Annotated in this window: 25 protein-coding genes and 1 pseudogene; all 26 read right to left on the reverse strand. The window is 61.5% G+C overall.

All coding sequences use genetic code 11. From position 1 onward, the window contains the following. Positions 1–3: 3 nt before the first annotated feature. The gene (gene nuoF, locus ACZ9BX_RS31420) at positions 4–1,269 is read right to left on the reverse strand and encodes an NADH-quinone oxidoreductase subunit NuoF (protein WP_476222152.1); all 1,266 of its coding nucleotides are present in this window, start codon (positions 1,267–1,269) and stop codon (positions 4–6) included. A 4-nt stretch (positions 1,270–1,273) separates the two neighbouring features. Then, positions 1,274–1,783 carry an NADH-quinone oxidoreductase subunit NuoE gene (gene nuoE, locus ACZ9BX_RS31425; protein ID WP_476222153.1) on the reverse strand — a complete coding sequence of 170 codons (510 nt, stop codon included), beginning with the start codon at positions 1,781–1,783 and terminating at the stop codon, positions 1,274–1,276. Positions 1,784–1,800: 17 nt separating this feature from the next. Further along, positions 1,801–3,015, reverse strand: coding sequence for an NADH dehydrogenase (quinone) subunit D (nuoD, locus tag ACZ9BX_RS31430; protein WP_476222154.1), 1,215 nt, complete (start codon positions 3,013–3,015; stop codon positions 1,801–1,803). A 29-nt stretch (positions 3,016–3,044) separates the two neighbouring features. Continuing rightward, on the reverse strand, positions 3,045–3,581 hold the full coding sequence (locus ACZ9BX_RS31435) for an NADH-quinone oxidoreductase subunit C (protein WP_086998734.1): 537 nt from the start codon (positions 3,579–3,581) through the stop codon (positions 3,045–3,047). Next, on the reverse strand, positions 3,578–4,081 hold the full coding sequence (locus tag ACZ9BX_RS31440; protein ID WP_086998732.1) for a NuoB/complex I 20 kDa subunit family protein: 504 nt from the start codon (positions 4,079–4,081) through the stop codon (positions 3,578–3,580). Before ACZ9BX_RS31440 ends, ACZ9BX_RS31435 begins: the two co-directional genes overlap by 4 nt. Beyond that, positions 4,069–4,434, reverse strand: a complete 366-nt coding sequence (locus tag ACZ9BX_RS31445) for an NADH-quinone oxidoreductase subunit A (protein ID WP_027510235.1) — start codon at positions 4,432–4,434, stop codon at positions 4,069–4,071. Before ACZ9BX_RS31445 ends, ACZ9BX_RS31440 begins: the two co-directional genes overlap by 13 nt. A gap of 195 nt (positions 4,435–4,629) precedes the next feature. Next, positions 4,630–5,880: an RNA-guided endonuclease InsQ/TnpB family protein gene (locus ACZ9BX_RS31450; protein ID WP_476222155.1), complete on the reverse strand. Its 1,251-nt coding sequence runs from the start codon at positions 5,878–5,880 to the stop codon at positions 4,630–4,632. A gap of 82 nt (positions 5,881–5,962) precedes the next feature. Then, positions 5,963–7,402, reverse strand: coding sequence for an NADH-quinone oxidoreductase subunit N (locus tag ACZ9BX_RS31455; RefSeq protein ID WP_476222156.1), 1,440 nt, complete (start codon positions 7,400–7,402; stop codon positions 5,963–5,965). After that, entirely contained in the window at positions 7,399–8,874 is a 1,476-nt protein-coding gene (locus ACZ9BX_RS31460) for an NADH-quinone oxidoreductase subunit M (protein ID WP_476222157.1), read from the reverse strand. Before ACZ9BX_RS31460 ends, ACZ9BX_RS31455 begins: the two co-directional genes overlap by 4 nt. Before the next feature lie 8 nt (positions 8,875–8,882). Then, entirely contained in the window at positions 8,883–10,643 is a 1,761-nt protein-coding gene (locus tag ACZ9BX_RS31465; protein ID WP_476222158.1) for a Na(+)/H(+) antiporter subunit D, read from the reverse strand. After that, positions 10,636–10,891 (reverse strand): annotated as a pseudogene (locus tag ACZ9BX_RS31470) (hypothetical protein). Before ACZ9BX_RS31470 ends, ACZ9BX_RS31465 begins: the two are co-directional and overlap by 8 nt. Further along, complete coding sequence (locus ACZ9BX_RS31475; RefSeq protein WP_132568930.1) at positions 10,888–12,351, reverse strand: monovalent cation/H+ antiporter subunit D family protein; 1,464 nt, start codon at positions 12,349–12,351, stop codon at positions 10,888–10,890. Before ACZ9BX_RS31475 ends, ACZ9BX_RS31470 begins: the two are co-directional and overlap by 4 nt. A 4-nt stretch (positions 12,352–12,355) precedes the next feature. Beyond that, on the reverse strand, positions 12,356–12,658 hold the full coding sequence (gene nuoK, locus ACZ9BX_RS31480; RefSeq protein ID WP_027510241.1) for an NADH-quinone oxidoreductase subunit NuoK: 303 nt from the start codon (positions 12,656–12,658) through the stop codon (positions 12,356–12,358). Continuing rightward, positions 12,658–13,158, reverse strand: a complete 501-nt coding sequence (locus ACZ9BX_RS31485; RefSeq protein ID WP_476222159.1) for an NADH-quinone oxidoreductase subunit J — start codon at positions 13,156–13,158, stop codon at positions 12,658–12,660. Before ACZ9BX_RS31485 ends, nuoK begins: the two co-directional genes overlap by 1 nt. Positions 13,159–13,892: 734 nt before the next feature. Beyond that, positions 13,893–14,621, reverse strand: coding sequence for an SDR family oxidoreductase (locus ACZ9BX_RS31490; protein WP_476222160.1), 729 nt, complete (start codon positions 14,619–14,621; stop codon positions 13,893–13,895). Positions 14,622–14,675: 54 nt separating this feature from the next. Continuing rightward, on the reverse strand, positions 14,676–15,692 hold the full coding sequence (locus ACZ9BX_RS31495; RefSeq protein WP_476222161.1) for a carbohydrate kinase family protein: 1,017 nt from the start codon (positions 15,690–15,692) through the stop codon (positions 14,676–14,678). Between the two features lie 20 nt (positions 15,693–15,712). Further along, on the reverse strand, positions 15,713–16,696 hold the full coding sequence (locus ACZ9BX_RS31500; protein ID WP_476222162.1) for a hypothetical protein: 984 nt from the start codon (positions 16,694–16,696) through the stop codon (positions 15,713–15,715). An 83-nt stretch (positions 16,697–16,779) separates the two neighbouring features. Then, positions 16,780–17,505: an SDR family oxidoreductase gene (locus ACZ9BX_RS31505; protein ID WP_476222163.1), complete on the reverse strand. Its 726-nt coding sequence runs from the start codon at positions 17,503–17,505 to the stop codon at positions 16,780–16,782. Between the two features lie 12 nt (positions 17,506–17,517). Continuing rightward, complete coding sequence (locus ACZ9BX_RS31510) at positions 17,518–18,288, reverse strand: SDR family NAD(P)-dependent oxidoreductase (protein WP_476222164.1); 771 nt, start codon at positions 18,286–18,288, stop codon at positions 17,518–17,520. A gap of 25 nt (positions 18,289–18,313) precedes the next feature. Further along, entirely contained in the window at positions 18,314–19,375 is a 1,062-nt protein-coding gene (locus ACZ9BX_RS31515) for an ABC transporter ATP-binding protein (RefSeq protein WP_476222165.1), read from the reverse strand. A gap of 10 nt (positions 19,376–19,385) precedes the next feature. Continuing rightward, positions 19,386–20,429, reverse strand: a complete 1,044-nt coding sequence (locus ACZ9BX_RS31520; protein WP_476222166.1) for an NAD(P)-dependent alcohol dehydrogenase — start codon at positions 20,427–20,429, stop codon at positions 19,386–19,388. A gap of 27 nt (positions 20,430–20,456) precedes the next feature. Next, positions 20,457–20,696, reverse strand: a complete 240-nt coding sequence (locus ACZ9BX_RS31525; RefSeq protein ID WP_476222168.1) for a DUF2160 family membrane protein — start codon at positions 20,694–20,696, stop codon at positions 20,457–20,459. A 4-nt stretch (positions 20,697–20,700) separates the two neighbouring features. Further along, positions 20,701–21,537: a carbohydrate ABC transporter permease gene (locus tag ACZ9BX_RS31530; protein ID WP_476222169.1), complete on the reverse strand. Its 837-nt coding sequence runs from the start codon at positions 21,535–21,537 to the stop codon at positions 20,701–20,703. Beyond that, the gene (locus ACZ9BX_RS31535; protein ID WP_027510254.1) at positions 21,537–22,418 is read right to left on the reverse strand and encodes a carbohydrate ABC transporter permease; all 882 of its coding nucleotides are present in this window, start codon (positions 22,416–22,418) and stop codon (positions 21,537–21,539) included. Before ACZ9BX_RS31535 ends, ACZ9BX_RS31530 begins: the two co-directional genes overlap by 1 nt. 111 nt (positions 22,419–22,529) lie before the next feature. Beyond that, positions 22,530–23,903 (reverse strand): extracellular solute-binding protein, encoded by a 1,374-nt coding sequence (locus ACZ9BX_RS31540; RefSeq protein WP_476223099.1) that lies wholly within the window; start codon positions 23,901–23,903, stop codon positions 22,530–22,532. Positions 23,904–24,199: 296 nt separating this feature from the next. Further along, positions 24,200–25,153 carry a helix-turn-helix domain-containing protein gene (locus ACZ9BX_RS31545; protein WP_476222171.1) on the reverse strand — a complete coding sequence of 318 codons (954 nt, stop codon included), beginning with the start codon at positions 25,151–25,153 and terminating at the stop codon, positions 24,200–24,202. Positions 25,154–25,488: the final 335 nt, after the last annotated feature.

The following is a 25,488-nucleotide window of genomic DNA, read 5'->3' on the forward strand; positions in this document are numbered from 1 at the left end:
CCTTCAATGAAACGGGCACTTCCGCTCCTCGATATGGGCGACGAACTCATCGCGAAAATGCTTAAGTGCAGCCCGCAATCCCATCGCCGCGCCGTCTCCCAAGGCACAAAACGTATTGCCGAAGATGCCCTTGCAGAGCATCTCCAGCTGTTCCAGATCGCCGGGTGCGCCCTCCCCGGCCTCGATCCGGCGCAGGACCTTTACGGCCCAGTTCAATCCTTCCCGGCATGGCGTGCACTTGCCGCAGGACTCATGGTGGAAAAACTCGATGATCCGGGTGGTGATCTTGACCATGCAGGTCGAGTCGTCGACCACGATCACCCCGGCTGAGCCGAGCATCGAACCGGCGGCAGCAAGCGAGTCGAAGTCCATCCCAACGTCCAGACCGTGCTCCGGGATGACCGGCGCCGAAACCCCGCCCGGGATCACCGCCTTGATCCTGCGTCCCGGCAGCGGGCCGCCGGCGTGGTCCTCGACCAGTTGACGCAGCGGTATGCCCATCGGCAACTCGTAGAGGCCGGGTTTGCGCACCTGCCCGCTGAGGCAGTAGAGCTTCGGGCCGGGGCTCTTGTCCGGGCCAATGCCCCGAAACCAGTGCGCGCCCCGCGTCACGATATGCGGCACACAAGCGAGCGTCTCGACATTATTGATGACAGTCGGGCTGGCGTAGAGTCCAGCTGCTGCCGGAAACGGCGGTTTCAATCGCGGCTGCGCCCGCTTGCCCTCAAGCGACTCAAGCATCGCGGTCTCCTCGCCGCAGATATAGGCGCCGGCCCCGCAATGGATGTGCACGGCGAAATTGAAATCGGAGCCCAGAACGCCCGTTCCCAGATAACCTTTTTCGTGAGCCTCGGCGATCGCCCGCTCCAGGCGACGGATCGCTGTCACATATTCTCCGCGGATGTAGACATAGGCGGTCTTGGCCCCGATCGCGTAGGCGCTGACCGCCAGCCCCTCGATGAGTTGGTGCGGGTCGCGCTCCATGATGATGCGGTCCTTGAAAGTACCCGGCTCGCCCTCGTCGGCATTGCAGCAAAGATATTTCGGCTTGTCGGCCAGCTTCGGCACGAAACCCCATTTCATGCCCGTGGGAAATCCGGCGCCGCCGCGGCCGCGCAGATTGGACTGCTTGACGAGATCGACGACCTCGTCAGGCGTGTGCTCGCGCAGCACCTTTGCCAGCGCCCGGTAGCCGCCGCCGGCCTCATAGGTCGACAGCCGATGGCCGTCCGGCACGTCGATGTTTCTGAGAAGGACCGGTTCGAACATGGCGCTACTCTCCCGGTGGTGCTGCGGCGAGATCGGCGCCATTTGCTCGCCCCGCCACCGCCCGCAGCCTGTCCAACAGCGCGTCGATCCGCGCGATGTCGAGGTCGCCGTGATAATCGTCGCCCACCTGCATGACCGGGGCCATCTCGCAAGCGCCGAGGCATTCGACGGTGGAAAGCGTGAACAGCCCGTCCGGGGTGGTTTGGCCCTTGTTGATACCGAGGACCGCCTCCAGATGCCGCAGCAGGTCCTCGGATCGCCGCAGCATGCAGGAGACGTTGTCGCAGAGCTGCAGGTGGAACATGCCCACCGGCTCGGTATGAAAGAGCGTGTAGAAGGTCGCCAGCTCGTAGACCCAGATCCGCTCGACACCGAGGATGTCGGCGACCTCTTCCAGCACCGGACCGGGCAGATGGCCATGCTGCCTCTGCGCGATCAGAAGCGCGGGCATGATCGCCGAGCGCTGGTCGGGATACCGCGCCGCTGCCTCTTCGATTTTTTCGCGCATGGTCATCACGTCCAAATCCCCTGCTACTTGTCCACCTCCGCCATCACGGGATCGAGGCTGCCGAGCACGGCGATCATGTCGGCCAGGTAGCGCGCGTTGGAGACCCCGAAGAGCGCCTGAAGGTTGACGAACGAGGGTGCCCGCACCTTCATGCGGAACGGCTTTGGCGACCCGTCGCTGATGATGTAGAAGCCGAGCTCGCCCTTTGGCGCCTCGATCGCCGAATAGACCTCGCCCTTCGGCACCTTGAAGCCGTAAGCAGACAGGTCGAAATGCTGGATCAGCGTCTCCATCGAGCAGTGCACCCGATCCTTGTCCAGCGGGAAGGCGATCGTCGGCATGTCGACCTGGAACGGCCCCTCGGGCATCTGGTCGAGACATTGCTCGATGATCCGCATGCTCTCGCGCATTTCCTCGACCCGGCACTGCCAGCGCGCGTAACAGTCGCCCTCGTTGCGGGTAATGATGTTGAAATCGAGCCGATCGTAAATCTCGTAAGGCTCGTCGCGGCGGATGTCCCAATCGACGCCAGAGGCGCGCAGGTTCGGGCCGCTCAGGCCGAGATCGACAGCGTCCTCGCCGGTAATCACGCCGATCCCCTGAGTGCGCTTGAGGAACACCCGGTTGTTCTCGAGCAGCCGTTCATAGTCGCGGATACGGTTCGGGAAGATGTCGCAGAACTCGCGGATCTTGGGAAGGAAGCCGTCAGGCAGGTCCTCGCGCACCCCGCCAACCCTGCAAAATGATGTGTGCATACGCGCACCGGTGACCATTTCCATAAGATCCATGATCATTTCGCGCTCGCGCATGACGTAGAGCAGCGCGGTCATGGCACCGAGGTCCATCGGCAGTGCGCCGGTGATCAGGAGATGGCCGGATATCCGTGCCAGTTCGGCCATCATCACACGGATATACTGCGCCCGGACCGGTGCCTCTATGCCGAGGAGTTTCTCCACCGCCAGCGCAAACGCCAGGTTATTCGAGGGCGGGCAGAGATAGTCGAGCCGGTCCGTCAGCGGGAAGATCTGGGTGTACGTGAAGCTCTCCGCCAGTTTTTCGGTGCCGCGGTGGAGATAGCCGATATGCGGGTCGACGCGTTCGACGTACTCGCCGTCCAGTTCGAGGACGAGCCGAAGAACCCCGTGAGTGCTGGGGTGCTGCGGGCCGAGGTTGAGAAGCACTTCCCGAGTATTGAGTGCTTCGCCTTCCGGCCTGCTGAACTCGGTGACTTCGGTCATTTCAGTTTTCCGGCGTAGAACGGCCTCCCTTAAGGAATATCCCTGGTGGCGAGGTCAGGCTGTGTTGGCGGCGGACCTTCGGCACCGAAAGGGTTCAACTTGTCCTTGTAGCCCCGCAGAGGGAAATCCTTGCGCTGGGGAAAACCCTCGAAGCCTTCCCACATGTAGATCCGGCGCAGATCGGGATGCCCCTCGAACCTGATACCATACATGTCCCAGGCCTCGCGCTCATGCCAGTTGGCGGTGCGCCAGACCCCCGTGACCGAGGGAAGCTGTGGCGGATCGCCAAGCCGACACTTGATGCGAACCCGCCATTTGTTCGGCAGCGAATAGAGGTGGTACACCGCCTCGTAGCGCGGCATTGCGGGATAGTGATCAACCCCACAGATATCCGAGAGGAAATTGAACTGCAGCGCCGGATGTTCTTTCAAGAACCGGCAGAAGTCGACGATCTTCTCTGGTGGAACGGCAAAGGCGTGAATGCCGTGCACGGCACCGAGGTCCTCGATTGCTTTCCCGAAGCGCTCCATGATCAAAGCATGATTGAGAAGCGGCTTCACGCTCATGGCATGGCAACCCGATCCAGAGGCGTCCCGGCCAACGCGCGGGACCTCTTGATCTTCTCTTGAAGCAGAAGGAAGCCATGCATCAGCGCCTCGGGCCGCGGCGGACAGCCGGGCACATGCACGTCGACGGGCACGAAGGTTTCCGACCCCTGCACCACGGCATAGGTGTTGTAGACGCCGCCAGAAATAGCGCAGGTACCCATTGCGATCACCCAGCGCGGTTCCGGCATCTGATCATAGAGCCGCCGCACGACGGGCGCGAATTTCCGGGTCACGGTGCCGGCGATGATCATCACATCGGACTGTCGCGGCGAAGGGCGGAACACCACGCCGAATCGGTCGAGATCGTAGCGTGCGCAACCGGCCGAGATCATCTCGATGGCGCAACAGGCAATGCCGAAGGTCTCAGGCCATAACGCCGAGCTTCGGCTCCAGTTGATGACACTTTCGGCCGTAGTGAACAGCACGCTGTCGCGGATCGTGTTGTTTACGCCTCCCATTCCAGCGCTCCCTTCAGCCAGGCGTAGGCGAAGCCCACGAGAAGCAGCAACATGAAGACGAACATCTCGACATAACCGACAAGCCCGATCTCTTTCAGCACGACGGCCCAGGGAAAGAGGAACATCGCTTCGACATCGAAGACCACCAGCAAGATCGCAAGGATAAAGAACGGCACCCTGAAGCGCCCCGCCGCCGCCTCGCCCGAGGGGTCCATCCCGCATTCATAGGGCGCGTTCTTCGCGGGATAGGGATTAGACGGGCGCAGTAACGAAGAAACAAAAAGCGTCGCCATCGCCACCAGAACAATTCCGGCGATCATCACAAGAACTGGCAGGAATTCCATTGCACTCATGTCGCATTTCCCCGGTCACCCACCGAGGGCCTTGCTCAGGCCGCGACCGGCCCCATTTGGACCGGCAATGCGGTCGCCCCAGTAAGTGACTTGGGCGCTCCTTTCTTCGGTACTCAGTCTATTCCGTCGGGGGTATCATTGCAAATCCAATAGGTGACTACTCCCCTGCCTGAAGGCCGGAGCTTCTGGTCTTGATCAGGCCGCTTGCGCGACCTGACTGCTACCGTCTTCTTCCTGCTTCCGACCTCCAGCGAGGTTCGATCCACAGGCCATCCCTGGATGTCCTCCGGTTCGGGCCTTGCGGCCCAGATGAAGAATGTTGCGGCCGGCGTTGTGGTCGGCGCAGGCGGCGTGGCCGCATCTGACGCATTCGAACCGGTCGCGGTCGATCCGGTTCTTCGGATCGACATGCCCGCACTCGGCGCATCGCTGCGACGTCCGTGCGGGGTTGACGTAGAAGACGGCGCCGCCGCGGCGGCGCATCTTGTATTCGAACTGCAGACGCGTCGCTCCGGGCGACACGTCGAGGATCGCCCGGTTCAGTCCGGACTTCTGCGCGACGTTGGTGCCCGGCTCCTCGACGGTCCCCTTGGCCGAGGCGGTCATGTTCTTCAGCTTCAGGTCCTCGAGATAGAGGACGTCGCAGCGACTGACGACGTCGGTCGTCATCTTATGCTTCGCGTCCCGTCTGCGCCGGACGATCCTGGCCCTGAACCGCCTGAGATCGCGCTGCGCCCGCAGACGGTTCTTCGAACCCCTCCTGCGGCGCGAGACGCGCCTGGCGAGGTTCGCCTCCCTGCGCTTCTCCTTCTCGGTCATTCTTGGCAGGTCGTAGACCGTGCCGTCGGAGAGCGCGAGCGCGTTGACCACGCCGAGGTCGCCCCCGAGCTCGACGAGATCCGGCAGGTCGAGCACGCTCGCAGGCTCGTCGACCTCACGCTCGGTCTGCACCGCGACGTACCAGTGGTCGCCGTCGGCGGACACCGTGACGTTCTTCACCTCGCCAAGGAAGGGCCGATGGAGAACGAGCTTCACCCAGCCCGCCTTCGGCAGCAGGATTCCCTTCTCACCGAAGGAGATCTGCTTCGGGTCTGGGAAGCGGAAGGATTCGTTCTGGAACTTCCGTCTCGCCTTCGGGTACGCCGCGTGGCCCTTGAAGAAGTTCTTGAACGCCTTGTCGAGGTCGACGGCCGCCTGCTGCAGGCAGTGGTTCGGAACGTCCTTGAGGAACGGCAGATGGGCCTTCAGGCCCGGCAGTTCCTTGATCTGGTCGAACGAGGACAGGCGGTGCCGGGACGGCATCGCATACGCCGTGCTCCGCTGCTCGAGGCAGAGGTTGTAGACGAGGCGGCAGCAGCCGACGGTCTGGCGGAACAGCCGCGCCTGCCGCGCGTCCGGGTAGATCCTGTATCGGTAGCCCAGCCGTTCCTTCATCGGAACGACCATAGGACGTTCTTCATATGTTCCGCAAGCGCCGGCGGATGCCGGACCGCCCGGAAGGACGAGGTTTGCGGCGGACACGTTCCGATCAGCCGCCAAACACCGCACCTTGAGCAAGTCTTAGGAACCATTCCGGAAATATGCCGATACCGAGTGTGCCGATGGCGGTGAAGGCAAGCGTAGCGCGGACCAAGGGCGTCAGCGCCGGGTCGAACACCCTTTGCGGCTCGCGCATGTAGATCACCATGACGATGCGGATGTAAAAATAGGCGGCGACGGCGCTCAGGAGCACTGCGATCAACGCCAGCATAACAAAACCCCGCTCGACGAGTGCGACCAGCACGTAGAACTTGGCGAAGAAGCCGGCCGTCGGCGGGATGCCGGCCAACGAGAACAGATAGAGAAGCATCAGAAGTGCCAGACCCGGATGCGACCTGGCGAAACCTGCGTAGTCCTCGATGACTTCGCCCGAGAAATCGCCGTTGCGCATCATGATGACGGTGCCGAAAATGCCGAGATTCATGAAAGAGTAGATCAGCAGGTAGAGCATCACGCTGGCGATCCCGTCCGCGCCGCCGGCCACCACACCAAAAATGGCGAACCCGGCATGGGCGATGCTGGAATAGGCCAGAAGACGCTTGAAATTGTCCTGCACCAGCGCCACGAAGCTGCCGAGCGCCATCGTAGCTACCGCAATGACCGCGACGATGATCCAAACGTCCGAGGCTGCGACCAGAGGGTTGAGGAACACCCTGAGGATTACCGCGAACCCCGCCGCCTTGGGGGCCACCGACATGAAGGCGGTGATCGTCGTCGGCGCCCCTTCATAGACATCCGGCACCCACATGTGGAACGGCACCGCGCCGACCTTGAAGACCAGCCCCGCGACGATGAAGACGACCGCCAGCAGCAATCCAGGATCGAGCGGATCGCCGGTCACAGCAGCCGCCATCCCGTCCAGTTGCGTCGTGCCGGTGAGCCCGTAGACCAGCGAAACGCCGTAGAGGAAAATCGCGGTCGAAACCGCGCCAAGGATCACATATTTCAGTGCCGCTTCGTTCGACCGCCGCTCTTGCCGTAGAAAGCCGGTCAGCACATAGGTGCAGAGCACCATCAGTTCGAGGCCCACGTAGATCGACAAGAGATCGATCGCCGACGCCATGATCATCATTCCCGAAAGCGCAAAGAGCAGCAGGACGTAGTATTCGCTGCTCCCGATCCCTTCGATATCGGCATACTTCCGCGAAAGGAAGAATGTCAGAACGGTGGCTAAGTAGAACACGAACTTGAAGAAAACCGCGAAGCGGTCGGCGATGAACATGCCCGTGTAGGCTGGGCGCACCTCGCTCGCGAGCATGAATGTCGCCAAGGCGGCAACCAGCACGATGGCGACGGAAGCCCCGACAAGGAGATGTTCCTGCCCCTTCCGCACAAATTGTCCCAGGATCAAGAGGATGCAGGCCCCGGTGACCACAATGATCTCGGGCAGGCTCGCCAGGACGGACTGGAACAGGGCGGCGGCGGTCATTGGCCGCTCCCCTTGCCGTGCACGTGCACCAGCAGATGCTTCACCGAGACGTCGATGATGTCGAGAAAGGGTTTCGGATAGAGCCCGACCCAAAGTACGAAGACGGCCAGTGGCAGGATCGCGGCCATCTCGCGGGCGTTTACGTCGCGTATCTTGAACCGGGCCGTGACATTGGCTGGACCAAGAGCGACTTTCCCGTACATGCCAAGCAGATAGGCAGCACCCAGCAATGCACCCAAAACGGCGGCCGCGCCGGCGGCCAGATTGGCCGCAAAACCGCCTGAGAGCACCAGCAGCTCGCCCACGAACGAATTCGTTCCCGGCAGCGCCATCGACGACAGGGTGAACAGCGCAAGAAATACAGTGTAGACCGGCGCCGCCTTCATCAGCCCGCCATAGTCCGCAATGCTGCGCGTATGTGTCCGCTCGTAAATCAGACCGACGAGCAGGAACAGGGCACCCGTCGTCACGCCATGGTTGAACATCTGCAGGATGCCTCCCTCAAGGCCGCGGAGATTCAGCGCAAAGATGCCCAGCGTCACGAAGCCCATATGGCTGATGCTGGAATAGGCCACCAGCTTCTTCAGGTCGTCCTGCGCCAGCGCAAGCAACCCGCCATAGACGATCGCAAGTGCCGAAAGCGCCAACATCAGCGTCGAATAATACATCGACGCCTCTGGCAGCATCGGCAGCGAAAATCGCAAGAAGCCGTAGGCGCCCATCTTCAGAAGCACTCCGGCAAGGATGATGCTGCCCGCCGTCGGCGCTTGCACATGGGCGTCAGGCAGCCAGGTATGGACCGGAACCATCGGCACCTTGACGGCGAAGGCGATCAGGAAGGCGAAGAACAGCCAGGACTGGACCGGGAATGGCAGATCCTGCGCTGTGAGAATGAGGATGTTGAAGGTCTTGCCGCCCTGAAAATAGAGCACGATGACACCGATCAGGAACAGGAGGCTGCCCGCCAGCGTATAGAGGAAGAACTTGAACGCCGCATAGACCCGGCCCTCGCCACCCCAGATGCCGATGATCAGGTACATCGGGATCAGCATCGCCTCCCAGAAGACATAGAACAGGAACAGGTCGAGCGCTGAGAACACCCCGAGCATCAACGCCTGCATGGAGAGCAGACTGACCATGAACGCCTTCACCCTGCGTTCGATCGCGACCCACGAAGCGAGCACGCAGATCCAGCCCAACAGCGCGGTCAGGAACACGAAGAGCGCACTTATGCCGTCAACGCCGAGCGCGTAGGTGATCCCGAGCGCCGGTACCCACGGGTGTATCTCGGTGAACTGCATCTCGTGGGTCGCGGTGTCGAAGCCGGCCAGCATCGCGATAGAAAGGGCGAAATCGAGCAAGGTGAAACCGAGCGCCGTCCACCGTACCGCATCGTCACCGCGCATCAACATTAAGACCGCTGCCCCGGCGGCGGGCACGAAAACGATGAGGCTGAGCAGCGGGAATCCCATGGCGCCCCCTACCGCCACACAACTGCGAAGATGACGGTTGCTGCGATCACACCGGCGATCATCGCCAGCGCGTAATGGGTCACGACGCCGGTCTGCAGCCGCCGCAGAGCCCCGCCGCCGCGCAGAACCGAGCGGGCGACGCCGTTCACGACGGCGTCCACGCCATCGAGGTCGAGCCGTAGCCCCGCCCTCGCCGACCCATGCAGGAAAGGCAGCGCCGCAGTCTCAGACACCTCGCTCATCGCCTTCTCGTAGCGCGCCAGCGGCCTTTCGGCGAACCACATGAAGTACCGCGCCCCCTTGCGGTAGAACCAGTCGGTGTCCAGGCTGATCGTGTTCTCGGGGTCGAGCGCTCGTAGGAAAATGACAAAGCCCAGTGCCGTGAACATCAGCACGCCAAGGCTCTCGGAGACATGGACGCCGGTGTAGGGTTCGAAGTCGACCGCATACGGCAGAAGCGCATAGAGCGGCTGGGGGAATACCCCGATCGCGATGCAGAGCACCGCCGCCATGCCCATCGCAACGAGCATGTTGCGTGGCGGCTCCCGCGCCTCCAGTTTCCGGTCCGTGCCGAAGAACATGTAATAAGGGAGCTTGAGCCCGGTGTGCAGGAAGGTCCCCGACGAGGCCATCGTCAGCGCCAGCACCACCAGCGCGCGGTGATCCAGCCCGGCGGCGGCCACCACCATCGATTTGGTGACGAAGCCCGAGAAGAACGGAAATGCCGAGATCGCGAAGGCTCCAACCATGTAAAGCGCCACTGTCAGCGGCATGGTCTTATAGAGCCCGCCGAGCTCAGTGAGCTTGCGGCGCCCGGTGACGTAGATCACCGCCCCCGCACCCATGAACAGAAGCGCCTTGTAGAGGATATGGGCGAAGGCATGGCTGGTGGCTCCGTTCACCGCCGTCTCGGTCCCGATGCCGACGCCCGCCACCATGTAGCCCACCTGGCTGACGATATGATAGGCAAGTAGCCGGCGGCAGTCGTTTTCCAGCACCGCGTAGACAACGCCGTAGAGCGCCATCGCCGTACCGAGCCAGACGAGAAGCTCGGTGCCAGGAAACGCCCGCGCCAGCACATAGACGGCAGTCTTGGTGGTGAAGGCGCTCATGAATACCGCCCCAGTAACGGTCGCCTCGGGGTAAGCATCGGTCAGCCAGGCGTTGAGTGGCGGCACCGCGGCGTTGAGCATGAACCCGGCAAGGATCAGGTAGGCGCCGGTGCCCATCGCCCCGGCCATCGGGCCGAAAAGCAGCGAGCCTGTCGAGAGCCCGTGGAGAATGACGCCGCCCAGCAGGACGACGCCGCCAGAGATATGGACCATGAGATACCGGAACCCGGCGGCGATCGCTTGCCGGCCGCCCTGGGCGAAGACGAGGTAGGCAGAGGCAAACGCCATGCCTTCCCAGAACAGGTACAAGGTCAGGTAGTCGCCGGCAAACACCACGCCGAGCGCGCTGCCGACATAGACGAACGCGGCAACATGCTGGCCAGGGCGAGGCAGATGCAGCGCGTAGATCATTCCGATCAAAGCCATGATGGTAAAAACAGTGGCGAAGACGATGCTCAACTTGTCGACGTTCGCGATCAGAATGTCCTGCCCGATAAACTGCGCCTCGCCATAACTGCCCGGCTGCATCGTAACCACGGCGAGGATCGCCAGGGCCGGGATCAGCAGCAGATAGGCCTTGCGGATCGATCCTCTGAGGAACGGGATTGGCAGGGCGCCGAAAATGAAGAGCAGAGCCGGATGGATGAAGTCAGTCATAATAATCCTCGCGCCGCATCAGCCCCGGCCCGATGGCCGAGAAACTTGGAAACGAAGATAAGCAATACGCAGGATAAGAAGCCGTAGACGGCGGACCAGCCAGGCAGACGCTCCCACAGGTATTCGGCGTGTTCGCGAGAGACCAGAATGTCGGCGACGACGATCAGACCGAGTGCCAGATAGAACAGTCGGCGGCGCTGCGTTGCATATTCTTCGTCGCCAAAGAAGTCGACCACGCGCCTGATCATCTGACCACTCCGTCAGCTAGCGTAAGAAAATAGTCGGGGAAGATGCCCATCAGCACCGACAGGATGGCAGTCGCGACCAGCGGGATCGCAACCATCGGAATTTCACGGACCGCCGCCGGGCTCTCTTGCGTCTCCGTCCCGAAAAAGGCGATGTAGCTGACCGGCAGGAAATAGGCGGCGTTCAGGATCGAGCTCACGAGGAGGACGGTCAAGAACGCGATCTGCCCGGCCTCCACGGAGCCCAACGTCAGATACCATTTGCTGACGAACCCGGCGGTCGGCGGCACCCCGATCATGCTGAGCGAAGCGATGAAAAACGCCCCCATCGTCCACGGCAGCCTGCGCCCGATGCCGGCCATATCGCTGATGTTCCGCTTGCCAGACGCGCAATAGATCGAACCGGCACAGAAAAAGAGCGTGATCTTGGAGAAAGCGTGCGCCGCGATGTGGATGATCCCGCCGACCATCGCGACCGGCGAAAGCAGAACCGCGCCCAGCACAATGTAGGAGAGCTGGCTGACCGTCGAATAGGCGAGCCTTGCCTTCAGGTCGTCCCGCGTCAGGGCGTAGACGGACGCCATCAGGATCGTGAACGAGACCAGATAGGCCGTGGCGATGCCGAGCCCTAGCCCGCCCACCAGCCCGACGCCGAAGACATGGAACACTACCCTGAGCACGCAGAACACGCCCATCTTAACCACGGCCACCGCATGCAAGAGTGCGCTCACCGGCGTCGGCGCCACCATTGCAGCAGGCAGCCAAGCGTGCATCGGCATCACCGCAGCCTTGGCGAAGCCGAAAAGATAGCAGAAATAGACAACCGTCAGCAGCGCCGCAGGCGCATCGATCCTCGCCAACAGCCCACCTTCGACAAAGTCGAGCGACCCCGCAATGGAATAGGTCAGCGCCAGCGCGGCGAGCAGTATGCTTTTCGACGCGCCCATCAAATAGACGATGTACTTGCGGCTGCCCGTCCATCCCTCTTCGTCCTCGTGGTGATAGACGAGCGGATAGGTAACGAGGCTGAGCACCTCGTAGAAAATCACCAGCGTGAACAGATTGGCTGCGAAGGCGCCCCCGACTGCCGCCGCAAGACTGGTGGCGAAACAGGCGAAGAACCGGGTCTGCGCATGCTCCTTCAGGTGTCGCATGTAGCCGATGGAATAGATCGCCGCCACGATCCATAGAAGTGACGAGACGGTGGCGAACACCATGCCGAGCGCATCGGCCCGGAAAGCGAAGTCGATCCCGGGCAGGATCCCAAACAGGCGCAAATCGACGGTGCCGCCCGCCAGCACCGTGGGCGCCATCGAGGCGACAATCGCAAACAGGGCGATCGCGGCCAACGGCGAGACGAGATCGCGGAGTTTCTCACGGTTGTTCAGAAGGAGAATTGCCAGGGCCGCCAGACCTGGGACGGCGACGGCAAGCAGCGGCCTGATCGATGTCATCGGGTCCAAGCCGCTATCCTTTCATCATGGTCACGTCGTCGACCTTGAGAGTGGATTTGTTCCTCACAAGCGCGACCAGGATGCCGAGAGCAACGGCAACCTCCGCCGCAGTGATTGCGATGACGAAGATGGCGAAGATCTGTCCGCGGAAGTCGTCGTGGATGCGCCCGAAAGCGATGAAATTGATGTTGACCGAGTTAAGCAGCAACTCCAGCGACATCAGCACGACCAGAATATTGCGCCTGAGCAGCACGCCCGCCGCTCCGATCACGAACAGAACCACCCCGAGCAAAATATACCACGAGAGCGGAACCATCACTCCCGCTCCTTCCGCGCCAGCACGATGGCGCCGACCAGGGCGGCCAGCAGGATGACGGAGGCAGCTTCAAACGGCAGGAGATAGTCGGCGAAAAGTGTCGTGGCGAGCTGCCTGATATCACCACCGCCGCCGATCGGGACGGGCTCCGAGCCCGAAAAGCGGTCGCTCCAGAACACGAGCACAGACATCTCGACGCCAAGCAAGACGAGCAGCACCAGGGCCGGCAGGTTCCCGCCCGGCAAGAAGCGCTGCAACACCGCTTCGCGCACATCGATCATCATGATCACGAACAGAAACAGGACCATGATCGCGCCGACGTAGACAAATATCTGGATAACCGCCAGAAAAGGCGCCTCGAGCAAGACGAAAATTGCGGAAATCTGCAAGAAACAGGCCATCAGCGCCAATGCGCTGTGAACCGGGTTCCGCGCCAAAACCACCGTCAGGGCCGTGATCACGGACACCGTAGCGAACAGAAGAAAGAATCCCTGACCCATCGACGCGACCCTCCCACGCGAGCTGTCACTCGGCGCGAGACGGCCGGATTGTGATCGCTTCGTACTTCAGGTGCATTCGCAAAATTGTGCCCTAGTATCGGATTTTTCACAAGATTATTGTCACCGGCCGAGCAAAGCCGAGCCAGACCGAATGTGCGAAAGCAATTCGCGACAGTATCGGGGCGTGAGAGAGCGACCTTGATCGCGTCGTGACCATCGGGAGGACCGTTGGTAGCGGCGGCTGGAACCCGTGAGTATCGAGCCTTAGTTGACCGGCTCGACCGGTGCCTCGTCACAGTTGTCGTTGTCGTCGTTTCCGCGCTTGTCGGCTCCTGAGACGTAGCCATATCCACGACGATTCGGGGAGCTTTTTGCGAATCTCATCCGGTCTGTCGGAACCGCATCGGGTTCGATTTACTCCTTTTGAATTTCGCATATGCCATGACGTAAGCTGCGACACGGGTCGGTCGTGGATCGTTGGACTGCCTGTAAATACCATGGCCGAGCGCGTCATCAACGCGCTTCGTCCATGATAAGAAACTTCAGGTTCTGAGCGCTCAGAAGCCAGCTCGATTTGCCTCGCAGCATCTTCCTCATCGGCTTCAGCACGATTAACGGCAACCCGAAGCGCGGCAACGGAATCCTCAACAATGAGAGGTATGTCGGAAGATCGCCGGAAACCGCCAGCGCTTAGTCAGGATCCCGGCGCGGGCAAGCAGCAAGCGATTGGGCATTCAGATATCGAAATTGGTCGGCAGCACGACGACATCCCGAATTGTGACATTTCTCGGCCTCGTCAGCATGAAGATGATGGCATCGGCCACCTCGGACGGCTCGATGAGGCTTCCGGATTCCTTGGCCTTTTGCAGATTTTCTTCGGGCCAGTCGGCAAGGAGCGCGCTGATCACCGGCCCGGGCGAAACCGAGCCCACCCGGATGCCTTTCTTGTTGACCTGGCGCCGCACGGTCTGGACGAAGCAGGTCATGGCCCACTTGGAAGCCGAATAGACGGGCTCCCAAGGGACGGGATAATGCCCCGCGACTGAACTCGTAATGATAATGTCGCCCGAGCCGCGCGCGATCATGTGCGGCAGAACGTCATGGACATTCTTCATGACCGCGTTGATGTTGAGGTTGAGCATCCGGTCAATAATGGCAGTGTCGGCCTCAATCAGATCGCCCCCGATATAGGTGCCCGCATTGGCATGGAAAATATCGAGTTGGCCGGTCAATTTCTCGATAGACGGCATGAGGGTTGCGCAACTGGCGGGATCGAGAAGATCGATTACCAGGGGGATCGCGACATCGCCGAGCTCCGCGCAAACCGCGTCCAGCGCTTTCTGGTCGCGATCGACGAGTACCACGCGCGCGCCTTGCGCAATCATCGCCCTCGTGCTCGCCAGTCCAATGCCGGAGGCCGCACCCGTAATCGCTGCCACCATGCCTTCCAATTGCTTGACCATGCTCGTCTCCTTCTGCCTCAGATCAAATGTCGAAAATCCCGCGTCGATCCGCGGTCAACGGCTGCCCCACTGGCGTGCCATGTCGAGGCATTGCTTCCACCCGACGACACCGTCGGTCGTGCCCGCGCTCCGCAGCGAGCAGGCGGCCGCGGCGTGACCGAGCCAAAGACAGTCCTTGATCGCCCAGTGCTCGTGCAGGCCGTACATGAAGCCAGCCGCGAAGGCATCACCCGCACCGTTCGGTCCGACAATCACAGTCTGCGGCACCTTCACCGACGGCACGAAAAACTTCTCTCCCGGCCGCGTGACGGTGATCGCGCCTTCGGGAAAGTGGACTGTGACAAGCCGCATCGCGCCCTTTTGGAGAATGGCGGCCGAGGCCGCCGCGCAGGCATCGATATCCGTCCTGCCCGCCCGCATAGTCTCCGTCTCCGCCAGCGCGCCGATCTCGCTGTCGTTGACGATGAGCGTATCGAGATGTGGTAGGCAGGGCAGGATCAGGCCACGCAGGCATTCCGGCGTGACTGTGCAGAGTTCGAGATTGGTTTCGAGACGAGCGGCGCGAGCGGCTTTGAGCACCGTCACCCATCCGTTGGCGTTATCGCCCCAGGGTGCATCCATCGTGGGATGGATGCCGGGAAGTCCAAGATGCAAGAAGCGCGCGGAGGTCCCGGAGAAATCAAAATGGTCCGGCGAAAGCAGCGCCGAGACTCCGAGGTCGGAAATATGTGTTCGCAGTCCACTGGCCTGCGAGATGAAGGCCTCGGTCGTGTGGGTGGGCGCTTCGTCGCTGACATGCATTTGCCGATGGCCGAGACCCGCCCGTTCGGCCTCAGTGATGAGCTTTCGCCCGGCCTCGTCGTTGCCGACCAGTCCGATGGTTTCGACGGGGATCGACGGGTCGAGCCTCTTGATGTCGATGGCGAGATTGCAGGCAGGGCCGCCGCCGCGTTCCTCAAGCCCCCAGGCGATACCGACACTGTCTTCCCGCGGCCATGCGTCGATTCTGCGGTTTCGGTCCAGGCACCAGGTACCACCGGCGATGAAGCCGCGCCTGCTCGTTCCAGCCATGGTCTCCTCCCCTGCCGGGCTCAATTCATCAGGACCTTCTCTGTGATAGCCATGTCGTCGGAGAGGCTCCGCATCGGCTTCTGCCCGCCTGCCTGCAGCGCGCCGTGATAAGCCCTGACCGCCTCTTCCGGCCCGAGATCACCATCTGCTACGGCGCGCATGAATTTCACCATGGCGAGCGGGTCCTCGGCGAGATTGATCTTGCGGCCGAAGAGCGCTACGCGGGCGCCGTATTTCTCCGCCTGATGGATGAGTTCGAACGTGTCGCGCGCGGTCCCTGCACCGCCGCCCAGCACGCCGACGACCAGGCTCGGGTCGTAGGAGGTGAGCTCCTCCAGCGCCTTCGGCCCATTGAACGGGATCTTCAGGAACTGCGGCCGCCGGGCACCCGTCAGCCCGGCGAGCGCCCGGCATATGCAATCATTCACGAAATGCGGCTGGAGGTCGGGCGCAATCCCGGTATCGACGTTCGGGTTGAAGACTTCGAGGAAATAATTGAAGCCGTTGTCGTCGGCATCCTCTACGAAATCCAGGAACGCGAGCAGCGAATTGTAATCCGCGTCTAGATCGTTGTTGAAGGTGATCGAATAAAGGCCGAGATCGGTATGGCGCCGGTTGACCGACAGCGAAGCGGTGCGATAGGGCCGAGACGGCTGGCTGGCATAGGCCGCGCCGCGCCCTACCCAGATATCCGTCGCATCATTGGCGCGAATGGCCGGTTTGACACTGCTGTCGGCATAAGCGCCGCTTTCCGTCAGCAGTTCGAGATTGGAGGCGGAGGTCAGCATGATATCAACGATGTCCTGGGTGATCACGGCCTTGATCTGGCCGAGGAATTCCGCCCGCGTCCGGTAGCGCGTGTAGGAGCAGTCCTTTTCGAGCTTGGGGCCGCAGGATGGAATGCTAGGCCCCATATCGCCATCCTTGGCGTCCGCGATGATGAAATCCGTTCGCTTGTAGTTGCCGGCCCTGATCCTGGCGATTTTTGCGTCAAAGCGTGTCATGCGCTGATCCTTGAAAAAATCTGGGGCCGCCAGTCCGGCGGCGGGAAGGTTTACAAATTTGAGGCATCTGCCTCGGACAATCGTCAGGCGATCATGTAACCGCCATCCACGGGCATCGACAGGCCGTTGACCATGGCTGCCTCGTCGGAGAGTAGGAAAAGAATGACCTCGGCGATGTCGCCGGGATCGGCGAAACGGCTGACCGGAATGCGGTTGAGCATGCCGGCTGCCTTTTCCGGATCGCTCCAGGCCTTGATGGCCATAGGCGTGAGTGTCACGGTGGGATGCACGCCGTTGACGCGTATGCCCTTCGGCGCAAGCTCCTTGGCCATCACCCGGGTCAGCCCGTCGAGACCGGACTTGGAAGCGCAATAGGCCGCGTGATCGGGAATACCCACAAAGGCGGCGACGCTCGATACGTTGACGATTGCACCTTTCCGGCCGTTCTTCACCATGTCGCGGGCATATTCCTGCGAAACGATCATCGGTGCCCTCGCATTGACGGCATAGAGCAGATCGAAGTTCTCGACCTTGAGATCGAGGAAAGGTTCAAGCTCGGTCGTGCCGGCACAGTTGATCAGAAAATCGGCTGGCAGCGCCTGAAGGGCTGCGGCGCGCGTTGCGTCCGGATCGGCAAGATCGACCGCGATCGCGATGCATCCGATTTGACTCTTCAGTTCCTCAAGATCGGCCGCCGAGCGCGACAGCGCGGTCACCTTGGCCCCGCGCTTAGCCAGCATGACGGCGGTCGCCCGCCCGATGCCCTTGCCGGCGCCGGTCACCACCACACGCCTGTTTGAAAAGTCCATTTCCAATACCTCCTACCAGCAAGTGAAGCCGCCGTCAGCCTTGACGGTCGCGCCGGTGATCAGGCTCGATGCGTCGCAGGCGAGAAAATGCACGACCGACGCAATCTCATGGGGCTGGCCCATCCGGCCCATCGGCGTGTCGCGCAGCCAGATGTCCATCATCGACTTGTCGACCACGGTCTTCGTCATTTCGGTTTCGATATAAGTTGGTGCCACGGCATTGACGCGAACGCCGCGGTCCGCCCATTCCACGGCGAGTGACGCGGTCAGGTGGTGGACGGCCGCCTTGGAGGCGTTGTAATAGGTCTGGAGTTGCGGCCGGTTCGCGATATAGCCTGACATCGATCCGATATTGACGATCGCGCCATGGCCGGCCTTCAGCATGTAGCGGCCGAAGGTGCGATTGCACCAGAAGACGCCGTTGTAGTTCACGTCGTTGACATTGAGCCAGAGTTCGTCCGGCGTATCCTCTGCGGCCGTGCCGGTGCGGGCAATGCCTGCATTGGCGACCAGCGCGTCGATGCGACCGTGTTTTGCGAAGATATCCGCCGCGGCTTTGTCGACGGCCGCCGAATCCGTGACATCGAGGACCAGCGCATCGGCTTCGATACCCTTGCCGGCCAAGGCCTGCCTGCCGGATTCGGCAACCGCTTCGTCGCGATCGATGATGACGACACGGGCTCCCGCCTCGGCAAGCGCTTCGGCGCAGGCAAGGCCGATACCGCGCCCGCCGCCGGTCACCACCGCGGTTTGGCCATCCATCCGGAATTTCTCAAAGAACATGTCTTGCTTCCCTGGCTATGCGGAATTAGAGGCGCCGGCCGCTCTTGGCGTCGAAGAGATGCACGCGGGCCGGATCGATCCGGAGAGAGATGGCCTCGCCCGGCAGCGCGACGATGCGGTCGCGAACCGCCGCCATGATGGCATCGCCGCCCAGATGTGCAAAGATCTGCGTTTCCGAGCCAGTGGGTTCGAGAACCGAGATCGTCGACGGCATCCCGTCGGGCCGCACGTCGATATGTTCCGGGCGGATGCCGTACAGGACAGGTTCGCCGTGGCTCGGCGTACCCTCCGGCACCGGCAGCACGGTGCCCTTGTCGCTGACGAAGGCCAGCCGGCCGCTTTCCGTCGACAATCTGCCGGGAACGAAATTCATCGACGGCGAACCGATGAAACCTGCCACGAAGACGTTGGCCGGACGGTCGTAGAGATCAAGCGGCGCGCCTATCTGCTCCACCCGCCCGTCGCGCATCACGACGATCTTGTCGGCCATTGTCATGGCCTCGATCTGGTCGTGCGTCACGTAGATGGTGGTCGTCTTCAGCCGCTGGTGCAGTTCCTTGATCTCGACGCGCATGGTCACGCGCAGCTTGGCGTCGAGATTGGAAAGCGGCTCGTCGAACAGGAAGACCTGCGGATCGCGTACGATGGCGCGCCCCATGGCGACGCGCTGGCGCTGGCCGCCTGAAAGCTGCTTCGGGTAGCGGTCGAGCAGTTTGCCGAGATCGAGGATTTCGGCTGCCCTGCGGACCTTCGTTTCGATCTCGCTTTTCGGCGCGCCCTTGAGCTTGAGGGGAAAGCCCATATTGTCTGCGACCGTCTTGTGCGGATAGAGCGCGTAGTTCTGAAACACCATGGCGATATCACGGTCCTTGGGAAGGACGTCGTTGACCACCCTGCCGCCAATGGCGACCGTGCCGCCGGAGATCGTCTCGAGCCCCGCGATCATCCGCAGAAGCGTGGACTTGCCGCATCCGGAAGGCCCGACCAATACGACGAATTCGCCATCGGCGATGTCTATGCCGACACCGTGGATGACCGGCAGCGCGCCATACTTCTTTGTAACGTCCTTGACGGTGACGTGAGCCATATGAATTCCTCTATTGCGGCAGTGCGATCTGCATCTTGACTTCGCCTTTCGGGGCGGACGCCGCGATCTCGAAAGCACGGACGCTTTCGTCGAAATCGAATGTGCGGGTGATGAGCGGCTTCACGTCGATCGCGCCTGATGACAGCATGGCCACGCAGCGCGGAAAGACATGGGCATAGCGGAAGACATGCTCCACGCGCGCTTCCCGCACCATGGCCTTGCCGACATCGTAGTGGATCGGATGGACCTGCGAACCGATGAAGACGACGCGGCCGCCGGGCGAAAGCGGGTCGAACACGCCCTCTGCGCCCTTGGGATGGCCCGAGCACTCGAACACGATCTCAACGCCCCAGCCGTCGGTGGCGGCAAGGATTTCCTTGGCCAGGTCCTGCCTTGCAACATTGACTGGTGAGATCGGACCGAGCTTGGCGGCAAGCTCCAGCTTGGCGTCGTCGATGTCACTCACGAAGACCCGTGCGCAGCCGGCCGCGACAGCCGAAAGCGCTGTCACCAGACCGATCGGACCGGCACCGATCACCAGCGCTATGTCGCCCGGCTTGACCTGGGCCTTGGTCGCCGCATGCACACCCACCGCCAGCGGCTCGACCATCGCGGCTTCGGCGAACGACACATTGTCGGGCAGCTTGAAGGAGAAATCGGCAGGGTGGACGACCGCGGGCCTGAGTACGCCATGGACGGGCGGCGTCGCCCAGAAGCGGACCGCCGGATCGACATTGTAGAGTCCCATGCGCGTCGCGCGGCTGTTGGGATCGGGGACACCTGGCTCCATGCAGACCCGATCGCCCGCCTTCAGCGAGGTCACCTCGGCACCGGTCTCGATCACGGTGCCGGACGCCTCGTGGCCGAGGATCATCGGCGCTTTCACCTGGAACACACCGGTGCCGCCATGCGTATAGTAATGGACATCGGAACCGCAAATGCCCACCGTGTGGAGCTTGATCCGGACGTCGCGCGGACCCAGCACCTCTTCACGCTCAATCGGGAAATCCCGCAGCGACAGCCTCATCTTCTCTTCCAGTACCAGCGATTTCATTGTCTCTGTCCTATCTTTCAAGAAGCATCAGCCGCGCCATACGATCAGGACCCCGAGCGCAACGGCCAGAACGTGGCAAACCGTCAGCGGAATCGATTGTTCGAGGAACCGCATCCAGAGGAGTTCGAGCGCGACGAACAGGTAGATGCCGACGAAGACGCGGTCGAACCAGTTGGTGGTGATCGGCAGGAAGCCGGCCGGCTCGGACTTGCGGCCCGCCACGTCCGGTTCGGCATCTGTCTGCCCTAGGTCGAATGGCTCTTGCATCGCTCTACTCCTTGACCGCGCCGAAGGTGAGACCCGCCACGATATGACGCTGGACCACGGCGAAGATGATGAGCGCGGGGATGAGCGTGATAACCGCGATCGCCGCCATCGCCCCCCATTCGGTTCCCGTCGTCGTCACATATTCCGAAAGGCCCGTCGTGATCGTGCGCGCGTTGAAGCTGGTCAGGGTCGCGGCGAGCAGGAACTCGTTCCAGGCAAACACCCAGGTCAGGATCAGCGTGACGGCAAGGCCGGGTCTGGCAAGCGGGAAGATGACTTCGTAGATGACCTGCCAGGTCGAGGCGCCGTCGACGGTCGCGGCCTCGTCGAGTTCCTTGGGAATTCCGTCGATGGTGGGCCTCAGCGTCCAGATCGCGAAAGGCAAGTTGAACGTGCAATAGAGCAGGATCATGCCAATCTTGGTGTCGTAAAGCTTCCAGTCGCCGAACGTGATGACCTGGGTGAAGAGCAGGAAGAACGGCAAAAGGAACACCGCCGCAGGTGCCATGCGGTTGGTGATGGTCCAGAAGAAGATGTTCTCCTTGCCCGCGAGGTCGAAGCGCGAGAGCGCGTAGCAAGCCATGAAGGCCAGCACCGTGACCAGTACCGCGTTGCCGCTGGATATGATCATCGAATTGAGCATGTAGCCACGCAGCGTCTCATTGCCTAAGACGTTGACGTAATTCTTCCAGTAAATCACGTCGAGAAACAGGCTCGGCGTCGTGAAGAGATCGACCGCCGGCTTCACCGAAATGATGAAGAGCCAATAGATCGGGAAAAGCGTCAGCAGGCTGAGGAGCAGCCAAAGCGCCACGTAAAGAAGGGGATTGCGGCCCTGCATCAGAATGTCCTCTTCCGTTCGCGTCGAGCCACGAGGGCGACATAGAGCAGCCAGCACATCACCAGCGTGAGGTAGAGCACGATCACCGAGATCGCGGCGCCATAGCCGTAGTCGGTCTTTGGGAAGACGATCTTCCAGATATGCAGCCCGACATAGCGGGTTGCCGCACCCGGGCCGCCCGAGGTCAGCATCCAGACTTCATCGACGGTACGCAGCGCATCCATCAGGCGAATGAAGACCGTCGCGAGAATGGCCGGGCGGATCATCGGCAGCGTGACGTGCCAGAAGATCTGGCGGCGGTTGGCGCCATCGATCTGCGCCTGTTCGAACGGCTCCTTCGGCAGGGCAAGCAGCGCGGCAAGCAGTGTCAGCGTCACCAGCGGCGTCCAGTGCCAGATATCCATGATAACGGTCAGCGCAAAAGCGGTGGTGGCATCGCGGCCAATGTTGAGATCGTAGCCAAACCAGCTTCTCAGGAGATAGGGAATGATGCCGATGCTGGGCGTCGTCATCAGGCGCCAGACCGAGCCGACGACGATGGGCGCGACGATCAGGGGCAGTGTGTGGATCGTGCGGAAAAAGCCACGTCCGGGAAATTCCCTCATGAAAAGCTGCGCGAGCAGATAGCCCAGCGCGATCTCGCTCAGCACCGCGAAGAAAGCGAACTTCATCGTGAAGGCAACAGAGGTCAGGAACTCGGCATCGAAGACAAGACGACGGAAGTTGTTGGCGCCGTTGTAGATCATTTCGGAGCTTGCGCCGAACGGGTTCCATTGGTGGAATGCCACGTAGAGCACGTATATGAAGGGTATGATGCCGAAGATGCCGAGGATCGCGATCGTCGGGGCGAGCATCAGCCAGCCGACAGTGTTTGAACGCATGAATTCGTGCTCCCGAAGATATCCACGCAGGTCAACAACCTGCAGTAACCGGCAACTGCGCCCGGGTGGCGGTCTTGGGAGATGCCACCCGGACGCAGGCTCTTGCCGGTCTTATTTGCGGTAGCCGAGGTTCTTCAGTTCTGCTTCGGCAGCCGCCGCCATCTGGTCGAGGCCTTCGTCGGGACCGACTTCACCCAGCAGGATCTTGTAGAAGATCGGCGCCGTGGCTTCACGCACCGGCGCATGGAAGGGGAAAGGCGGCGCACCGGCAAACAGCTTTCCCTGATCCTTGAGCATGGTGTAGTAGCCGTTCAGCTTCTTATCCATGTCGATGACCTTTGGATCGTCATAGGTCGCCGTATTGGTGATGCGCGGTGCCGCGATCGCCCAGTCGGCCTGGACAGAGTCCTGGCCGATGAACTGCAGGAAGAGCAATGCCGCCTCGTTGTTCTTCGACGTGACCGGCAACCCGAAGGCGCCGCCGTCATAGTAGCCGAGATAACCTTTGCCGGCCTCGACCTCCTTGAGGACATCGGGCTCGGTAGGCGGCAGCGCGACGCCGACATTGCCGACGACCTTGGACTTTTCCGCATCCGACGCGATCCAGGCGGCGTTCTCGCCATAAACCAGGCCCTGTGCGACACGGCCGGCGGCGAATGTCGTTGCGACTTCCGTCCAGGTTGATGCAGCAGATTCAGGTGGAGCGATGTCGCGCAGATGCAGCCAGTACTTCATGGCGGCCTTGGCCTTGTCACTGTTCATCTGGCCGCCATTCTCGACCGAGGCGGCATAGTTGTTGGCCGCGTCGATACCCCAGTTGTAGACGCCGTATGTCGGAGCGATCGACTCGAAGAATTCGTACCAGGACGCCGGATGGCCGGTATGCGCCTGAGCCGTCGTGCCCCAGAGCTCCATCCCGTTGTCCTTGCCGTATTTCGTGAAGAATTCGGCAATCTGTGTATATTCCTCATGGGTCTTGGCCGGAGCCAGATCCTTGCCGGTCTCCTTCTTGAAAGCGTCCTTGACCTTCGGGTCGTTGAAGAGGTCGGTGCGATAGAGATAGACCTTGATGAAGGCCTCCATCGGGATGCCGAAGAGATCGCCGCCGGCATTCTTGAAATAGTTGGCGAATGTCGTGAAGTGGGTTTCGTCGAATTCCGGCGCTTTCAGCGACGGGTCGTCCTTCAGTGATTTCGAGATGTCGACCAGGAAGTTGCGCGCCAGATAGGCATAGATGATGTCCTGCTCGATATAGACCATGTCATAGATGCCGGTCTTGGCTTCCATGTCCTTGATGGCCTTGTCGAACATCTGGTCCCAGGACGTCGTCTCGAACTGGACCTTGATGCCGGTCTTCTTCTCGAACTCGGGCGCCAGCACGTCCTTGATGTAGTTGGACGGGGGCGTACTTTCGGTCACGCCGTGCAGGACGACGCCCTTGTATTTGGCGCCTGCATCCGACCAGAAATCGGCCCGTGCGGGCATCACGCCCGCAACAAGACCGATCGCAAGCGCGGCAAGTCCAATTCCACTTTTCCGGATCATAATTCCTCCTCCTTGTGCCTTTGCACCGCTTGCGGCCGCTGGCCGGCAAGCACGTTCCCACCCCGACGCCTGTCGGATCCTCCCGGGCTCCGGCAGCACGGCTCCTCCCGGCTTCCAGACACGGTTCGCCTTTAAGGATTGCGACCTCCGGGTCGTTTCCCAGCGATCGTTCCTGTTGGCGTGACTGGAGCTTAGTATGCGCTCTTTTGCTCTGCCACGCGTGGTTTGCTGGCGACCTATACTTTTTCGCCGACCGCGATCCCCGCCGGATAGGCACGGATTTCCCGGAAGGGGTCGCTTCGCGCCTCCGTTCCGATCTTGTGTGCGTTGCGCCGGTAGTCCGACGGCGTGCGTCCGCAGATCTTGAAGAACTGCCTGTTGAAATTGGCGATGTTGTTGAACCCGACCTCGAAGCAGATCTCGGTGATCGGACGATACGTCTGGGTGAGCAGCGAGCAGGCGGCATAGATGCGTGCCAGGATCACGTAGCGCGCGAAGGTATGACCGGTCTGGCGCTTGAAAAAGCGCGAGAAGGCCTGCGGCTCGAGACCACAGACCCTTGCGACCGACGCCAGGTCGATGTTGTCGCTGTAGTGCTCCAGCACATAGCGCATGGCAACATCCAGCTCATGCGGCAGGTCCACCTGGGAGGAGGTTGGCGCAAGGCGCGATAGCCTGCGCCGCTCGGCGGGATTGCGTGCCAGCGCAATCATCAGCTGTAGAAAGAGCAACACGCGCTCGGCGCCGTGGGCAGCACCCATCTGCGCCAGCAACCGCCGGCCCGAAAGCGCCGTGGAGCCGAAGAATTCCACGCCATAGACCGCATCCTCATAGAGCGGCTTTATCGTGCCGAGCTCGGGGCAGAAGGAGGCGACGCGATCGGCCCATTCGGGGGTGAACTGGATCAGCATGTCCCGGTTGCGGATGAGCTTGCCCGGCTCGATATCGCTGACCCAGTTGTGCGGTACGTGCGGTCCCGTCAGCACCAGGCAGCCAGGCTCGAACTCGCCGATATAGTCACCCACCATCATGACGCCCGATGTCGTCCGGGTGAGATGCAGTTCGTATTCAGGATGATAGTGCCACTTCGCCCGAAAAAAGGGATAGTCATGCATGTTCCAGCGAAAGGATTCTGCTGGCGGGCAGATGATCATCTCGAAATCGGGTACGATCCGCAAATCGGCTTTCATCGATAACCTCCTCCCGACAGGCAGGTCTGGTGCCCCAGGCGACAATGCCGGCATGCATGCCAAAGGCGCTTGTCGTAGCCCGGCTTCCTTGAGGTAATAGCAGTTCAGACCAGGCCAACCACCGGCCCGAACACGCCATCCCACGCCCGCCTCCCCGGCGTTGCGCCCCTATATGTTGCCTTAAAAAACAAATTAGTTCATTTAGGAAAGCTGTCAACAGCAATCTCGTTCGATGCGGGAATGCCCGAATTCCAGGCTCTGCTGGCGCGGAAATTGCTCGTTTGCAATGCAGTTGCAAAGCATCTGCCCATCCGCGTAGCGAGTGCCGGATCGCG

Source organism: Rhizobium sp. USDA 3886, from assembly GCF_056279785.1.

Bases quoted from the DNA above. Each gene is read 5' to 3' on its own strand.
- ACZ9BX_RS31495 (WP_476222161.1), bottom strand. From the start codon at position 15,692: ATGGCTGGAACGAGCAGGCGCGGCTTCATCGCCGGTGGTACCTGGTGC.
- nuoD (WP_476222154.1), bottom strand. From the start codon at position 3,015: ATGACCGAAGTCACCGAGTTCAGCAGGCCGGAAGGCGAAGCACTCAAT.
- ACZ9BX_RS31500 (WP_476222162.1), bottom strand. From the start codon at position 16,696: ATGACACGCTTTGACGCAAAAATCGCCAGGATCAGGGCCGGCAACTAC.
- ACZ9BX_RS31435 (WP_086998734.1), bottom strand. From the start codon at position 3,581: ATGAGCGTGAAGCCGCTTCTCAATCATGCTTTGATCATGGAGCGCTTC.
- ACZ9BX_RS31510 (WP_476222164.1), bottom strand. From the start codon at position 18,288: ATGTTCTTTGAGAAATTCCGGATGGATGGCCAAACCGCGGTGGTGACC.
- ACZ9BX_RS31440 (WP_086998732.1), bottom strand. From the start codon at position 4,081: ATGGGAGGCGTAAACAACACGATCCGCGACAGCGTGCTGTTCACTACG.
- ACZ9BX_RS31515 (WP_476222165.1), bottom strand. From the start codon at position 19,375: ATGGCTCACGTCACCGTCAAGGACGTTACAAAGAAGTATGGCGCGCTG.
- ACZ9BX_RS31445 (WP_027510235.1), bottom strand. From the start codon at position 4,434: ATGAGTGCAATGGAATTCCTGCCAGTTCTTGTGATGATCGCCGGAATT.
- ACZ9BX_RS31465 (WP_476222158.1), bottom strand. From the start codon at position 10,643: ATGACTGACTTCATCCATCCGGCTCTGCTCTTCATTTTCGGCGCCCTG.
- ACZ9BX_RS31455 (WP_476222156.1), bottom strand. From the start codon at position 7,402: ATGACCGCCGCCGCCCTGTTCCAGTCCGTCCTGGCGAGCCTGCCCGAG.
- ACZ9BX_RS31525 (WP_476222168.1), bottom strand. From the start codon at position 20,696: ATGCAAGAGCCATTCGACCTAGGGCAGACAGATGCCGAACCGGACGTG.
- ACZ9BX_RS31450 (WP_476222155.1), bottom strand. From the start codon at position 5,880: ATGGTCGTTCCGATGAAGGAACGGCTGGGCTACCGATACAGGATCTAC.
- ACZ9BX_RS31490 (WP_476222160.1), bottom strand. From the start codon at position 14,621: ATGGTCAAGCAATTGGAAGGCATGGTGGCAGCGATTACGGGTGCGGCC.
- ACZ9BX_RS31535 (WP_027510254.1), bottom strand. From the start codon at position 22,418: ATGCGTTCAAACACTGTCGGCTGGCTGATGCTCGCCCCGACGATCGCG.
- ACZ9BX_RS31485 (WP_476222159.1), bottom strand. From the start codon at position 13,158: ATGGGTCAGGGATTCTTTCTTCTGTTCGCTACGGTGTCCGTGATCACG.
- ACZ9BX_RS31540 (WP_476223099.1), bottom strand. From the start codon at position 23,903: ATGCCCGCACGGGCCGATTTCTGGTCGGATGCAGGCGCCAAATACAAG.
- nuoF (WP_476222152.1), bottom strand. From the start codon at position 1,269: ATGTTCGAACCGGTCCTTCTCAGAAACATCGACGTGCCGGACGGCCAT.
- ACZ9BX_RS31530 (WP_476222169.1), bottom strand. From the start codon at position 21,537: ATGCAGGGCCGCAATCCCCTTCTTTACGTGGCGCTTTGGCTGCTCCTC.
- nuoE (WP_476222153.1), bottom strand. From the start codon at position 1,783: ATGACCATGCGCGAAAAAATCGAAGAGGCAGCGGCGCGGTATCCCGAC.
- ACZ9BX_RS31520 (WP_476222166.1), bottom strand. From the start codon at position 20,429: ATGAAATCGCTGGTACTGGAAGAGAAGATGAGGCTGTCGCTGCGGGAT.
- nuoK (WP_027510241.1), bottom strand. From the start codon at position 12,658: ATGGTTCCGCTCTCGTGGTATATTTTGCTCGGGGTGGTTCTGTTCGTG.
- ACZ9BX_RS31545 (WP_476222171.1), bottom strand. From the start codon at position 25,153: ATGAAAGCCGATTTGCGGATCGTACCCGATTTCGAGATGATCATCTGC.
- ACZ9BX_RS31460 (WP_476222157.1), bottom strand. From the start codon at position 8,874: ATGGGATTCCCGCTGCTCAGCCTCATCGTTTTCGTGCCCGCCGCCGGG.
- ACZ9BX_RS31505 (WP_476222163.1), bottom strand. From the start codon at position 17,505: ATGGACTTTTCAAACAGGCGTGTGGTGGTGACCGGCGCCGGCAAGGGC.